Annotated in this window: 14 protein-coding genes; 6 read left to right on the top strand and 8 right to left on the bottom strand. The window is 38.1% G+C overall.

Annotation, left to right across the window (positions count from 1 at the left end; genetic code table 11):
• Positions 1-35 precede the first annotated feature (35 nt).
• A complete protein-coding gene (locus COE25_RS22800) occupies positions 36-767 on the top strand; it encodes a class I SAM-dependent DNA methyltransferase (RefSeq protein ID WP_098934245.1) in 732 nt (243 codons plus the stop codon).
• A 113-nt stretch (positions 768-880) separates the two neighbouring features.
• Here the strand turns inward: COE25_RS22800 and COE25_RS22805 are convergent, their stop codons facing one another.
• The 4 genes from COE25_RS22805 to COE25_RS22820 all read right to left on the bottom strand — a co-directional run bounded on the left by COE25_RS22805 (position 881) and on the right by COE25_RS22820 (position 5027).
• On the bottom strand, positions 881-1795 hold the full coding sequence (locus COE25_RS22805; RefSeq protein ID WP_098934246.1) for a pseudouridine-5'-phosphate glycosidase: 915 nt from the start codon (positions 1793-1795) through the stop codon (positions 881-883).
• A complete protein-coding gene (locus tag COE25_RS22810) occupies positions 1792-2889 on the bottom strand; it encodes a carbohydrate kinase (RefSeq protein ID WP_098934310.1) in 1098 nt (365 codons plus the stop codon). Before COE25_RS22810 ends, COE25_RS22805 begins: the two co-directional genes overlap by 4 nt.
• A 47-nt stretch (positions 2890-2936) precedes the next feature.
• Positions 2937-4004, bottom strand: a complete 1068-nt coding sequence (locus tag COE25_RS22815; protein ID WP_098934247.1) for a BMP family lipoprotein — start codon at positions 4002-4004, stop codon at positions 2937-2939.
• A 549-nt stretch (positions 4005-4553) separates the two neighbouring features.
• A complete protein-coding gene (locus COE25_RS22820) occupies positions 4554-5027 on the bottom strand; it encodes a hypothetical protein (RefSeq protein ID WP_088087802.1) in 474 nt (157 codons plus the stop codon).
• A gap of 229 nt (positions 5028-5256) precedes the next feature.
• Here COE25_RS22820 and COE25_RS22825 point away from each other — a divergent pair, with 229 nt between their 5' ends.
• The 4 genes from COE25_RS22825 to COE25_RS22840 all read left to right on the top strand — a co-directional run bounded on the left by COE25_RS22825 (position 5257) and on the right by COE25_RS22840 (position 9219).
• Complete coding sequence (locus tag COE25_RS22825; protein WP_098934248.1) at positions 5257-5745, top strand: GNAT family N-acetyltransferase; 489 nt, start codon at positions 5257-5259, stop codon at positions 5743-5745.
• Between the two features lie 359 nt (positions 5746-6104).
• Entirely contained in the window at positions 6105-6836 is a 732-nt protein-coding gene (locus COE25_RS22830) for a DUF475 domain-containing protein (protein ID WP_098934249.1), read from the top strand.
• Positions 6837-7047: 211 nt separating this feature from the next.
• Positions 7048-8253 (top strand): MFS transporter, encoded by a 1206-nt coding sequence (locus COE25_RS22835; protein WP_098934250.1) that lies wholly within the window; start codon positions 7048-7050, stop codon positions 8251-8253.
• 126 nt (positions 8254-8379) lie between these two features.
• A complete protein-coding gene (locus COE25_RS22840) occupies positions 8380-9219 on the top strand; it encodes a pentapeptide repeat-containing protein (protein WP_098934251.1) in 840 nt (279 codons plus the stop codon).
• A 105-nt stretch (positions 9220-9324) separates the two neighbouring features.
• Here COE25_RS22840 and COE25_RS22845 read toward each other — a convergent pair whose 3' ends face one another.
• Entirely contained in the window at positions 9325-9837 is a 513-nt protein-coding gene (locus COE25_RS22845; RefSeq protein ID WP_098934252.1) for a DUF3231 family protein, read from the bottom strand.
• 191 nt (positions 9838-10028) lie between these two features.
• Here COE25_RS22845 and COE25_RS22850 point away from each other — a divergent pair, with 191 nt between their 5' ends.
• Entirely contained in the window at positions 10029-11495 is a 1467-nt protein-coding gene (locus COE25_RS22850) for a spore germination protein (protein WP_098934253.1), read from the top strand.
• A 59-nt stretch (positions 11496-11554) separates the two neighbouring features.
• Here the strand turns inward: COE25_RS22850 and COE25_RS22855 are convergent, their stop codons facing one another.
• From COE25_RS22855 to COE25_RS22865, 3 genes are all read right to left on the bottom strand, one after another.
• Positions 11555-12319 (bottom strand): sulfite exporter TauE/SafE family protein, encoded by a 765-nt coding sequence (locus COE25_RS22855; RefSeq protein WP_088087793.1) that lies wholly within the window; start codon positions 12317-12319, stop codon positions 11555-11557.
• 127 nt (positions 12320-12446) lie between these two features.
• A complete protein-coding gene (locus COE25_RS22860) occupies positions 12447-12737 on the bottom strand; it encodes a hypothetical protein (RefSeq protein WP_306572854.1) in 291 nt (96 codons plus the stop codon).
• Positions 12738-12798: 61 nt separating this feature from the next.
• Positions 12799-14043 (bottom strand): MFS transporter, encoded by a 1245-nt coding sequence (locus tag COE25_RS22865; RefSeq protein ID WP_098934255.1) that lies wholly within the window; start codon positions 14041-14043, stop codon positions 12799-12801.
• Between the last annotated feature and the right edge of the window lie 4 nt (positions 14044-14047).

The raw sequence follows: 14047 nt of genomic DNA on the forward strand, positions 1-14047 counted from the left end.
ATTTTCAAGGTTTAATTTAATAAGGGGGAGATTTAATGGAGTTTAGTGGTGCATCGGCTTACGACAATGATCAATTTTTTGAAAATTACATCACACGAAGAAATCGTGAGGAAAGTCCCAATAATATGATTGAAAAGCCTATCTTGCTTGAACTAATTGGTGATATAGAAGGAAAAAAGGTGTTAGATTTAGGTTGTGGTGACGCTAAATTTGGTATTGAACTCCTGCAAAAAAGATGTATTTCGTACGACGGAGTAGAAGGCTCAAAAAATATGGTAAAAGAAGCTACTAAGAATCTAAATGGTTCGTTGGGAAAAGTACATTTTTCTTCAATGGAAACATGGGATTTTCAACCAGATCAATATGATCTAATTGTGTCACGATTAGCGATCCATTATTTAGCAGACTTAAAGGATCTATTTAAAGGAGTCCATTATTCTCTTACAGAAAACGGAAGATTCATATTCAGTGTCCAGCATCCATTATTACTTTCATCCATAAAAGGTGCAGAGGCATCATCCTTAAAAACAGATTGGATCGTCGATGATTATTTTACGAGTGGTAAAAGGGTTGAGCCGTGGATAGATAAAAATGTTGTTAAATATCATCGAACAACTGAAGAATACTATCAACTTTTAAAACAAACTGGATTTAAGATTGATGATTTAAGAGAAGGTACTCCAAGGCCAGAAGAATTTAGGAATGAAAGTGAGTATAAAAGGAGGATGAGGATTCCACTCTTTTTAATATTTTCTTGTGTAAAATAGCAGCTAAACTTCCAAAAGAATCCTATATCAAGAAAAAAGCTTGCAGACTCATCTAGAAGCTAGATTGTGTCTGCAAGCATGAGGCTGCTGCCGGAAAAAGTGTTTTTCAATCCTTATTTCATACCATTAAAACTTACAGCTATTTGAGCTCCCACAACTGCATTGTTTTTAACTAAAGCAATGTTTGCATCTAGGCTCTTACCTTCAGTTAATTCTTTCACCTTACCTAGTAAGAATGGCGTTACATTTTTACCGGATATGTGTTTTTCTTCTGCTTCTTTTAAAGCGGCTTCAATTACGTTAGTAATGGTTTTTTCATCCATAGCGAATTCTTCAGGTATTGGGTTAGCAATCACAGCTCCGCCTTTTAGGTTTAAATCCCATTTAACTTTTAACGTAGAGGCGATTGTTTCCGCATCGTCTGCACGGAAGTTCACTGAAAATTCGCTATTGCGCGTATAGAAGGCAGGGAGTACATCGGTTTGATAACCAATAACAGGTACGCCTTTTGTTTCAAGATATTCCATTGTTAACCCTAAATCTAGAATCGATTTGGCGCCTGCACAAATGACAGCCACGTTGGTTTGTCCGAGTTCTTCTAGGTCTGCAGAGATATCCATGGTAGTCTCTGCACCGCGGTGAGCACCGCCAATACCACCAGTTACGAAGATATTAATTCCTGCAGCCTCGGCACAAATCATCGTTGCGGCTACTGTTGTTGCCCCCAGTTTTTTTGTAGCGAGTAAATAAGCTAAATCACGTCTAGATGCTTTTGCTACATCTGTACTTTTACCGAACATTTCTAGCTCTTCGTCGGATAATCCAATTTTAATTTTCCCATCAACGATTGCAATTGTTGCCGGAACAGCACCATTATCACGGATAATTTGTTCCACTTCACGTGCGGTTTTCACATTTTGTGGGTATGGCATTCCATGAGAGATAATTGTAGACTCTAAGGCAACGATTGGTTTTCCTTGTTCCTTGGCGATATGCACTTCTTCAGATAATGTAATGTATTGTTTCATGATAATTCCTCCATGTCTTTTTGTAGTTGTTCTGCTGATAAATCCTGTCTAACTGTATAAGATGATTCCAATGTTTTAGAAGCATTCATACTCCCAGCTTTAGCAATTTCGACCAACGATTTACCTTCTAACCAAGAGTAAATAACAGCGGAGGAAAAAGCGTCTCCTGCACCCGTTACATCGACGACTTCAGTAATTTCAATAGAAGGTACATGAAAAATTCCTTCTTTTTTATTACCTATCATCGAGCCTTGTTTTCCATTCGTAATAACCACATTGGCTATCCCTAGTGCCAGCCATTTTTCTAGTGCGTTCTTCCAATCTTCCTCATTCTTGATTTCAGTTTGGAAGTAAGTTTCTGATTCATCTCGGTTCGTAATGAGCCATGCAACACCTTCTAAATTATCTGGTAATCGATTCATCTTTGGTGATGAAACGGGTATTAACACAATCGGTAAATCATGGCTATTTGCGAAATGACACAAGAATTGAATCGTTTCTTTCGGACAGTTTAAATCGACCATAATACATTTGGCGTGACTTAATTGTATGTCATGTTTAAGCAGTAAATCAGGTGTGATGGCCTCATACACTTCCATATCCGCTAACGCAATAACTAATTCTCCGTTAGAGTCTAAAACAGCCGTGTAGGAACCTGTTGATTTTTCAGGAAATTGGGTCACGGTTTCTAAGTTCATGTAAAGAGATGATGAATCTTCAATGACCGACCAGTCCTTATCGGTGCCGCATGTAGAAATAAGTGATACGTCCATTCCAAGTCGCCCTAGATTTTCAGCGATATTCCGGGCAACCCCGCCGGCATTCTGAGTGGCGTAAATCGGATTGGATGTACCTAACTGCGCTTTGTCTTTGATATGGAATTTACGGTCAATATTAGCCCCGCCTATACAAATAACATGTTGTGATTCACTAAGAATATAAGCTCTTCCTAGAATATTACCTTTTTTAATTAAGCCAGAAATAATATTTGCAATGGAAGGCCTAGATAAGCCTAATATTTCAGCCAGTTCTTGCTGAGAAACATAGGGGTTCTTACGTATTAAATCGATAATCAATTGTTCTTTATCATTCATTCTTTCAGGCACAAACTCACCCCATTTAATCTTCCTAATCAGTACGATTACTTTGGACTAAAAGTTTTTAATTCTTTACGTGATTCAGGAACTTTTACATCACCTGATTTAATCTTTTCAACCCATTCTTTTATGGCAGCTTCAATTTCAGCTTTGTTTGTAGCTTTTGCATTGATAGGGGCTAAGCCAACACCATCTTCTGCTAAACCAAATAGCGCAACTTCGCCGCCTGGGAAATTACCTTCTTTTGTTTTTGTTGCCAGTTCTTTAACAGCTACATCAACACGTTTTAAAGCAGATGTAAGAACCACATCTTTACCCATATCAGCTTGATCGCGGTCTACACCGATAGCCCAAATATCTTTGCCAGGTTCTTTTGCTTTTCGGTCATTTGCTTCTTTGAATAAACCGACACCAGTTCCCCCTGCGGAGTGGAAAATTACGTCCGCACCAGAAGAATACATTTTAGAAGCGATTGATTGACCAAGTTCTGCCTTGTCAAACGCACCTGCATATTGCACGTCCACTTTTACCTCAGGTTTAGCAGCTTTAACCCCGGCTAAAAAACCAATTTCGAAACGTTCAACCACTGGAATTTCCATGCCGCCAATAAATCCGATATGGTTAGATTTTGTTGTTTTAGCCGCTGCTATTCCAGCAAGGAATCCAGCTTCTTGCTCTTTGAATAAAATACTTGCAACGTTTGGCTGCTTTACTTCAGCATCGACGATTGCAAATTTGGAACCTTTTTGCTGGGTTGCAATTTCCTCAACTGCTGCTGGCATCAAGAAGCCGATCGCATAAACTAAGTCAAATCCTTCACGAGCAAGTTTATTTAAGTTTGTTGTATAATCGGCATCCGATTTGGATTGAAGGTAATCGTAACCGCCTTTACCTTTTTTTAAACCGTTTTCTTCGCCAAAACTTTTGAGACCTTCCCAAGATGATTGGTTAAATGATTTGTCATCAACACCCCCGATATCAGTCACCATTGCAGCAGTGAAAGTTTGATCATTCCCACCGCCTTTGTTGTCATTACTTTTTCCACAAGCTCCTAACAGTGTACCTGCAGCAAGAACAAGTGATAGTGCCATTCCAACTTTTTGTTTTTTCAAAATATGTACCCCCTTATGATGTTTGCTTGGTTAAGAAAAATGGCCTTATAAACTTTTGTTTAAAGTCTAAACTTATGTTTGAATTATACATCCTGCCAGAAGTTAGGTCAACCTATATAAAGGCATTTCATTCAGTTGGTAGGAAAATAAGGAGGAATTATTAATGGGAAATTAAAAGCATCATTAAGCGGCACTTATGAAGGACAAATCTATAGCTTCAGCGTAGACCTATGTCCTTCATAAAGGATAATTGTGCCCGTCACCATAGAAAAAAAGAGTCGTCGGTAACAATAGGGGTTAATTGTGCCCGCCACCATAGGAAAAAGGAGTCGTCGGTAACAATTAGAGGTTAATTGTGCCCGTCAGCTTAGAAAAAAGGAGTCAACGGTAACAATTAGAGGATAATTGTGCCCGCCACCATAGGAAAAAGGAGTCAACGGTAACAATTAGGGTTAATTGTGCCCGCCACCATAGAAAAAAGGAGTCAACTTTGACAATTAGGGGTTAATCGTGCCCGTCAAAATAGAAAAATAGAGTCGTCGGTAAAGATTAATGGTTATCAAAATCCGGTTCATTTAAACCTGAAACGAGTGCGTCTCGAGCGGCTTCTAAACTTAGTTTAATGAAAAAGAGCTGCCCATTTAGTCGATCATTTTTACCGCTTAACAGAATTGCTTGGTCAAGGTAGTTAATGGTATCTTCCGTCTTATCTAATGCCAGTGAGATACGGTTATCGGATAGTTGAATAAGGTGTTGGTTATCTTGGCTTTGGGGAACAATAGGGGCATTTGGAAAAACGGGATCACTAGGAAAATGAGTATCGAAAGGTAAAGCTTTCATGGCAAGATATGCCTCTGTGAGATTATCGACGACATCTTGGTAGAATTGTACTTTAATTGGATTCGGTGGTAAAGGAAATGCGGACATTTCTAAAAAAAGGATTAAGGCACTATCGGCATATCGAATGGCCTGTACCGTGTAAGCCAAGGCTGTTCTAACATTTGTAACTAAGTTAGAATACATTTATTTCACTCCCAAACTGTTGAATTGTTTTAGTGTATGTAAATATGACGAGCCCGTAAAGGACACTTAGGTAAATTTATTTGATATCTCTGAAGAACATTTTACTTCCATAGAAACCTATTAATCATAGGTAAAGAGTGGCTAAACCGTTCATTCTTTTTGTATTGTGTTACTATTTGCTATTTAATGAATTATTTATATAATTTATTAGGTTGGAGGTATGATAGATATGTTAAAAATTCGAAACGTAAAAATGGAAGATTTACCTGAACTAATAGTAATTGAACATCTTTGCTTTACAAAAGAAGAGGCTGCGACGAAGGAAGCATTTGAAAAGCGCATTCAATTTATTTCAGATAGTTTTTTTGTAGCTGAAGAGGAGGGCGTGATTGCTGGTCTTGTTAATGGTCCTGTCATTAATCAAGTACACATTACAGATGACCTCTTTAGTGATATAAGGGAGAACCCTGTGTCTGGCGGGCATCAAAGTATTTTAGGATTAGCGGTGTCCCCGTATTTTCAAAAACGAGGTGTGGCATCAGCGTTACTTGCACATATAGAAACAGAAGCAAGTGAAAAAAATCGTGAGACGATGACCCTCACCTGTAAAGCTGACTTAATTCGCTTCTATGAAAACCATGGATACCTCAACAATGGTGTTTCAAGCTCCCACCATGGCGGAGTGATTTGGTACAACATGAGTAAAAAATTAGTATGAATGTTTCGGTGATATAATTAACTATATAGAAAAAAACTTACAGTAAAAGGAATGAAAAAAGACGATTCGGGACCGAATCGTCTTTTTGATTAGGATAAATTTATACATTTAGCTTGGCATTTCCGCGATAGTACCTTTGTTGCTCATTTTTCAATCAAATAGTAAAAATATATAATCTCATTCAAAGTTAGGGATGTTTTTGGTTCATTAATATCAGGGCTATACATACATATAAAGTAGGATGCGAGAAAAGGGACAACATCAATGGGGTGAATGATTGTTTATTGGGACAAGCACCGGAAGTATAGAATTTGAACTGAGAAGCTTAAAGTAAAAAAAGTAATGGAAAGGGAGAAAAAATGGAATTTCTACAGGAAATTATCAATAGCTATAGTTCATTTTATTCACTAGAAGCATTTGAAAAGGTATTTTCTAATCCAGCTAGTTGGGGAGTCATTGGGACTCTTGTTGTTCTTGAAGGGCTATTATCTGCCGATAACGCCCTTGTTTTAGCTATTTTAGTGAAAAAATTACCTAAAGATCAACGAAAGAAAGCCCTATTCTACGGTATTTTTGGTGCGTATCTATTCCGAATTTTAGCAATAGGTGTAGGAGTTACTTTAATTAATATTGGTTGGATAAAAATTGTAGGCGGTCATTACTTACTTTGGATTGTCATTCAAAACTTTATCAAGAATAATGAAGGCGAAGATGAAGTCCCGAATAAAAAAATGGGATTTTGGAGAACAGTGTTAACGGTTGAGTTAATGGACATTGCCTTTAGTTTGGACAGTGTAATTGCGGCATTTGGAGTTTCTAATCAAGAGTGGGTTCTCTTTCTAGGTGGTGTGATCGGGATTTTAATGATGCGAGGGGTAGCTCAACTATTCCTAACATTGATTGAAAAGGTTCCTGAAGTAGAAACTACCGCGTTTATCTTAATTGCGATAATCGCGATAAAAATGATCATTTCTGCATTTGGATACCAATTAGATGAATTTGTTTTCTTTTCCATATTAATTGCGGTATTCTCAGGTACATTCCTGGTTCATGCAGTCAGGAAAAATTCCGGAAAAGAAAAAACCCTTTAATTAAAATATCAAGCTCAAAAGATCAGGAATCCTGGTCTTTTTTTTGTGGTAGAAAGAAAAGCTATTCTTTCATAGAATCCATATATTTCTGTATTCAAATATTTCGGAAGTGAAAATAAATGAACAGTATGTTATTATTAACCAAAATAAAATGATCATTGGTAAGGAAGAAAATTGGTACTAATTTGATCAAACATTGGAGATGGAATGCATGCTAAACTGGAAGCGGAATTTATGGGTACTTTGGGTTGGGGTCTTTTTTACAGCCGCAAGCTTTTCCATGGTCATTCCCTTTTTACCAATTTTTCTTCTGCAAATTGGTGTGCACGAACATACGGAAATGTGGTCAGGGTTATTATTTAGTTCCGCCTTTTTTGCAGGGGCGATTGCATCCCCGTTTTGGGGGAGGATGGCAGATAAGTATGGAAGAAAACCGATGATTATCCGTGCAGGATTTGTTCTCTTTGTCATCTATACGTTAATGGCTTTTGTTACGAATCCCTATGAAATATTAGTTCTGCGCATTTTGCAAGGATTACTTAGTGGATTCATTCCTGGTTCAATCGCTTTGATAGGGACCAATACTCCTAATAATAAGGTAGGGTATGCCCTTTCCTTGATTTCTACCGCATCAGCATCAGGAACGATTCTTGGTCCCTTGTTAGGTGGGGGGATATCTCATTTAGTCGGAAATCGCTGGGCCTTTGCGACTGCGGGTATGATTGTTTTCATTGCCACCCTCCTCATCATTTTTTGGGTAGTTGAGGAAAATTTCACTCCAAGTAAGGTTCGGGGTTCTATTAAGACTGACTTTAAAGTAGCGTTGTCCAATCGCCCTTTTTTACTCGTCCTTATTCTAACTGTTCTCACTAGTTGTTCCGTAATGACGATTGAGCCCGTGCTCCCCTTATATATCGTGAAACTGGGTGGGTCGTCTGAAAATGCCTCATTATTAGCGGGTGTAGTGTTCTCTTTGCCTGGAATCGCTAGTGCTCTTTTTGCTCCAATATGGGGGAAATGGGCGGACAAAGTTGGATTTCATCGTGTTTTATTTATCGGGTTATTGGGCGGCGGATTAGGAACCATTGCTCAAGTATTATTTAGTGAGATTTGGGGATTTTCGTTCATTCGCTTTGTATTTGGGATATTTTTCTGTGCAGTCTTCCCAGCGTTAAATGGGCTCGTTGTAAAGTCGACCCCAGAGGATTTCCGTGGCAGAGCATTTAGTTTGAATCAAACTGCTAACCAACTAGGCGGGATGATTGGGCCGATGATTGGAGGGTTCCTCGGTGGAATGTTCCCGGTTCAAAGTGTTTTTATTGTAACAGGTATCTTATTATTAATTGCTACCAGTATGGCTTTTTGGAATGGTAATAATTTAAATAGTAGGGCGCTAAAGAGAAAAGCACTTTCCTGAATGATTCATTGGTCATAAACCCTCTTATCTATTGCGGATAAGAGGGTATTTTGTGTTTAATTAGAAGTATAGAAGATTTATAAATAACTTGGCGCAAAGCTGATTTACATTAAAGGATGTGAAGGAATGTCTAGTCAAATAAAAGAAAACAACACTAATCTTAAAAAATTTAGTGCGGACTGTGAAAATTGTTTTGGATTATGCTGTGTTGCGCTGCCCTATGCTAAATCGGCTGATTTTGCATTTGATAAAGAAGCAGGTACTCCTTGTCCCAATTTACAATTAGATTATCGCTGTGGTATCCATAAAAATCTCAGAAAAGAAGGATTTAGAGGCTGTGTTGGATATGAATGCTTTGGTGCAGGTCAAAAGGTATCACAAGTGACATTCGATGGAAGGGATTGGCGGGATGACCCAGCCATAGCTAAAGAAATGTTTAATGTATTTCCAATTATGCAACAACTTCACGAGATGCTTTGTTACTTAAATGAAGCGCTTAGCTTAGAAGATGCACAGCCTATCCATAAAGATTTGCAGTCAGTACTAGAAGAAACGGAGCATCTTACCCATCTGAATCCAAAATCTATCATAGAGCTTAATGTACAAGCGCATCGAGTGGTCGTTAATGATTTACTTCTCCGCACTAGTGAACTTGTCCGTGCTAAAGTTTCACCTAAGAAAGACATAAGAAGGGGGAAAGACCTTTTTGGTGCAAAATTAAAAGGTGTTGACCTAAAGGGAGCTAATTTAAGAGGAGCGTTGCTAATTGCGGCGGATCTCAGGAAATCTGATATGAGAGTAACAGATCTGATTGGTGCAGACTTTAGAGATGCTGATATACGTGGTGCTGATCTCACCGGAAGTATCTTTCTCACACAAGCACAAGTCAATTCGGCATTGGGAGATAGTACTACCAAATTACCATCTGCTTTAAGAATTCCAGATCATTGGATAAAAGTTGGGTAATAACATGATTTTTGAAATATGCACAAAAAAATCCACCTGAATTTGACATGGTGGATTTTTTGAATTAATTATTGAATGTTGTAACTCGTATTCTTAAAACACTGTTTAACAATCATGATGTTTATTTAGATGCAGTGGAGGTGGGATTAACCAGCCTTTTTCTTTGTTCAAGCGAAGGGCTTTAGCTCCGAGTGCTGCCTTTTGAATATGAAATTGACCATACATCATGGCAACATCTTCTCTAATGGATTTACCTATAATCAGGCTGCAAGCAACTAAACCAGCAGCTAAATCTGCTGAAAGTGTAGCGGCAATGGCTGGATCCGGGATTCTTGCTCCAACCGGGATCTCTTCTAGGCATGCTTCTGGCGGCTCAGGTGCTGCAGGTGGTAATCCAATACCATTTTCTTTTAAAAGTTCTTCCACTTGTTTCTTTTGTTGCTGGCAGGTTTCAATAGCTTCAACTAATAACTTTTTTAAATCATCGTCCCCGGTATGGTTTAACATCGTTTGATAACCAGCTATCATACTATTTCCAACTAGTTGAGAAGCCCAAATATCAAAGACTTCACCGTAATGTAAAGGTTCTTCCTTAGGATTTCCACTTAAAATTCCCATTGTTGCCCTCCTTAGTGTATAAGAAATTTTATTCATCTCCAAGTGCCACCTTTCTTTAAGTACAGCACGAAAATAGTTTATCCGAATCATTAAACATTAATGTAGAGAACTCCTTAATGATATTGAAAAGAGAATATTAACCTCAAACATGTTGCAAAATACCAATAATGAAAATTTAGGAGTTGGCATGTTTGGGAAAAAAGGGGACTCAAATTCCGGTTAAGGAAAAGTTTGAAGATAATATAGAATACTTAATAAAAGAATTACGAATTGGAAAAAGCTTTGATGTGATTCATCGACCGTTGGAATACGGAGGACTCCGGTTCGGGATGTTTTTGATAGATGGGTTTGCTTCAGCTAATCTCTTACTTTTAATTATGAAGGAAATTGAGAAACGGAAACCAGAGGATTTTGGAAATAATCCCATTGATAAGCTATTTAAAAGTTTTATTCCTCATGTAGAGGTGATTACTTCAGAGGATTTAGAAGAGGCAATTGCCCAAATTCTTGCAGGACAAACTGCAGTAGTCGTTGAAGGCGGGAAACAAGTAATCCTGATTGATTCACGTGAATATCCAATCCGTTCTCCTCAGGAACCCGATATTGAACGGGTTGTACGGGGACCCCGTGATGGCTTTGTTGAAACGATTGTATTTAACTTAGCGTTAATTCGCAGGCGTGTACGGGATCGATCCCTTGTAATGGAATACGTCCAAGTAGGAAAGCGATCCAAAACAGATATTGCATTAGTATACATAGATAGCATTGTTGACCCGGATAATGTAAAAATGTTAAGGAATGAACTTGAAAAAATATCCATAGATGGGATTCCTATGGCGGAAAAAACGATTGAAGAATTTGTATTTGGCCGAAATTATAATCCATATCCATTAGTTCGATACACAGAAAGATCAGATACAAGTGCCGTTCATTTAATGGAAGGCCATGTATTAATAGTGGTGGATGGGTCACCAAGTGTAATGATTTGTCCAGCAACCTATTGGCATCACCTGCAGCATGCTGAGGAATATCGTCAAAAGCCGGTAATTGGGATTTTTTTACGATGGGCACGATTTATCGCTGTGTTATCCTCTTTATTTCTCTTACCACTTTGGTATACTTATGCGACCAATGAACAATTACTCTCCGATCGATGGAAGTTTATCGGTGTAGAAGATCAAGGGGAGATTGGTTTAATCTGGCAATTTCTCATTGCTGAAGTCGGAATCGAAATTTTGCGAATGGCAGCTATTCATACCCCGAATGCCCTTGCTACAGCACTTGGTATCGTTTCTGCAATTATCATTGGAGATGTAGCTGTAAAGGTAGGGATTTTTACTCATGAGGTCGTCCTATATGTGGCTGTTGCTGCAATTGGAACTTTTGCCACACCAAGTTATGAGTTAAGCCTTGCCAATCGACTTTTTCGGGTTTTCTTTTTAATCATGGTTGCTTTATTTAAAGTTCCAGGGTTGATCATAGGAATAACGTTATGGATCATGCTCCTTGTTGTAACTAAGAGCATGAATACACCTTTTTTGTATCCGTTTATTCCATTTAATCCACGAGATTTTCGGATAATGCTCTCTCGGACGCCCATCCCGCTTAATAATACAAGGGCTGCAATCCTAACGCCACAAGATAGAACAAGGCAATAAAAATAAAGTCTATCAAATTTGATAGACTTTTTAGCTGTTACAGAAGTTAATTGCTTATATTAAATTAGTTTAAACCCACTAATCAAAATCATCAGTGCCATAATTGTTCTTAGAGGTTTTGCGGGTAACTTAGAGGATAAGGTGCTTCCTAAAATAACGCCGGGGATTGACCCCATTAATAGGTTAAACACTAATAGATAATCAACATTGCCGATTCCTGCGTGCATAATCCCTGCTGCGGAGACTAATAAAAAGGCATGAGCGATATCGGTTCCAACCAATTCTGGAGTTCTCAATCTGTACAAGTAAATCATAGCTAATGCAAACAATGAACCAGATCCTATCGATGTCAAGCCTACAATAAAACCTAATATAGCACCAATCAGAATAGTTAAGCTACGTTTTTCATGGATCGGCTTCTTTTGAAAATGATTCCATTCTAATTTATTTTTCATAAATGTTTTAAACAAGGTAGTCAATGCTACCAATATTAAAACGTAACCTAATGCGTGTTTAATCACCACTTCTTGATTATGAAAAAAAGAATCAAAAAGATGGAGAATTCCTACTGCACAGATCGCACTTGGAATACTCCCAATCGCTAGATACTTTACTAACTTGAAGTTTATCGTCTTCTGCCTCCAATGTTGAATTGAACCAAAAAGTTTAGTTATGGAGTTATAAACAAGATCAGTACCTACCGCAATTGAAGGGCTGATACCTAATAAAATTAAAATTGGTGTCAACAAAGCGGCCCCTCCAACACCTGTTAATCCGACCATAAAGCCAATTAAAAGACCCATTACAATGATCCCCATGCTCATTCACGCACACCCCGAATATCTAATCTAATGTTGACTTATAACATTAAAATATGAAAGAGTTAGACACCTGTGACATGGAAGGTATGCCAAAAAAAAAGTGGACCCAGCTTGGAGTCCACCTAAATCATTATTTATCTTTTTCTTCATCATTCAAATTTATTTTTTTACATCCGACATATAAACAAGAGAAAATATCTAATCCGGGCCGAGCCTTAGCTAATCCTTTTATATAAGGTGTGACTAAATCCTTAAAATCCGCTCCAACTTCTATTTCTTCTAAAATTCCATAAACATAAAGCTTTTTTTCATCAAATAGAAGAGCCACGTTTCCTACTGCTTTGTTTTTTCCATCCACCACATTTAATACCTGAAACTGCGGTGTGATTACCTCAGGAGAAAAATAAATTTGCAATGACATCTACTCCTTTTTATCTTGCTCCATTGTCAAGTAACCTCTCCTAAACGGACCTTTTTCAATTTTATGTGAAAGATAATTTTTCAAACAAGGAATCACTTTCTTCTGAAGGCTCCTTTTTAGCAACATGGATGAGCATCATGGAAAACAATCCACATAATAATGTTAAACCTGCTGTAGATAAGAACATCCCTGAACGGGACCATTCCATTAATGCCCCAAAAATAGGTGGACCAATGGCAACACCTAAAAATCTAACGGATCCATAGAGGGAGGTAACGAATCCACGCCGGTCTGCCGGTACGGAACCAGTAATAAAGCTATTGATACATGGAAGAACGAGCCCAGTTCCAATACTGCTTATGACTAAAACAGCAAAAAATGGCAGTAAATTCGTAAAGAAGACCAATGATGCAAAGGAAGCAGTCATTAATAAACAGCCAATGACGATTAATCTTTTCATTACCTTCATTTTTTTCCCAATATTACTGCCTGTAAAATATGAGGTTGTTGTCATAAATAAAAGGGGGATCGCTAAAATGGCACCTTTTAGTAAACCATCAATCTGATGATCTTTCTCGAGAATATCGGATATATAAAACAAAATCCCAAATAGTGTAAAAAGGCAGGAGGAACCTGTGAAATAAGCGGCAAATAACCAGCGTCCTTCTGTTTTGAAAACAGAAACAAGGCCCTTTACATATTTCCCTAAAGGGGGAGGTTCTTTCTCTGCTTTCTTTTCCTTGATAAAAAAGATGGTAAAGAGGACTGATAGGGCACAAAAAATTGGAAAGGCAAAAAATGCTGCGTACCAAAACAGAAGGGCTAGTAGCGAACCGATAATTGGGCTGATTACCTTCCCGAATCCATTCGACGCTTCCACTAAACCTAAAACTTTACTTTGTTCTCCACCCTTAAATAAATCGCCTGCTAACGCCATGGCAATTGGAGCCGTACCAGCAGCACCCATTCCTTGCAAAATCCTCCCTGCTATAATCCATGTATAAGAATTGGAGAACCAGGCAGCTGCAGCTCCAGCTAAAAGGCCTCCGCTGCCATATAAAATAAGTGCTGGGATAATAATCGCTTTACGTGAAAATCGGTCAGATAAATATCCTAATACAGGTATAGATATTGCCGCTGCAATCGAAAATACGGAGATAATTAAGCTAGTTTGAAATTGAGTTATATTCAGTTCTGATTTCATTTTTGGGAGAATTGGGATTAGCATTGAGTTTCCTAACACCAAAATAAGTGGGATTGAACTGATTGCAGTAATCGTCAAGCCTTTATGCTTTTGCTTCGGCAATGTA

The sequence above is a fragment of the Bacillus sp. AFS031507 genome (assembly GCF_002584635.1).
Classification (GTDB): domain Bacteria; phylum Bacillota; class Bacilli; order Bacillales; family Cytobacillaceae; genus Neobacillus.

Excerpts from the sequence above, each read along its gene's own strand:
- COE25_RS22800 (WP_098934245.1), top strand. The coding sequence starts at position 36 with ATGGAGTTTAGTGGTGCATCGGCTTACGACAATGATCAATTTTTTGAA.
- COE25_RS22805 (WP_098934246.1), bottom strand. The coding sequence starts at position 1,795 with ATGAAACAATACATTACATTATCTGAAGAAGTGCATATCGCCAAGGAA.
- COE25_RS22810 (WP_098934310.1), bottom strand. The coding sequence starts at position 2,889 with ATGAATGATAAAGAACAATTGATTATCGATTTAATACGTAAGAACCCC.
- COE25_RS22820 (WP_088087802.1), bottom strand. The coding sequence starts at position 5,027 with ATGTATTCTAACTTAGTTACAAATGTTAGAACAGCCTTGGCTTACACG.
- COE25_RS22825 (WP_098934248.1), top strand. The coding sequence starts at position 5,257 with ATGTTAAAAATTCGAAACGTAAAAATGGAAGATTTACCTGAACTAATA.
- COE25_RS22830 (WP_098934249.1), top strand. The coding sequence starts at position 6,105 with ATGGAATTTCTACAGGAAATTATCAATAGCTATAGTTCATTTTATTCA.
- COE25_RS22835 (WP_098934250.1), top strand. The coding sequence starts at position 7,048 with ATGCTAAACTGGAAGCGGAATTTATGGGTACTTTGGGTTGGGGTCTTT.
- COE25_RS22840 (WP_098934251.1), top strand. The coding sequence starts at position 8,380 with ATGTCTAGTCAAATAAAAGAAAACAACACTAATCTTAAAAAATTTAGT.
- COE25_RS22845 (WP_098934252.1), bottom strand. The coding sequence starts at position 9,837 with ATGGGAATTTTAAGTGGAAATCCTAAGGAAGAACCTTTACATTACGGT.
- COE25_RS22855 (WP_088087793.1), bottom strand. The coding sequence starts at position 12,319 with ATGAGCATGGGGATCATTGTAATGGGTCTTTTAATTGGCTTTATGGTC.
- COE25_RS22860 (WP_306572854.1), bottom strand. The coding sequence starts at position 12,737 with ATGTCATTGCAAATTTATTTTTCTCCTGAGGTAATCACACCGCAGTTT.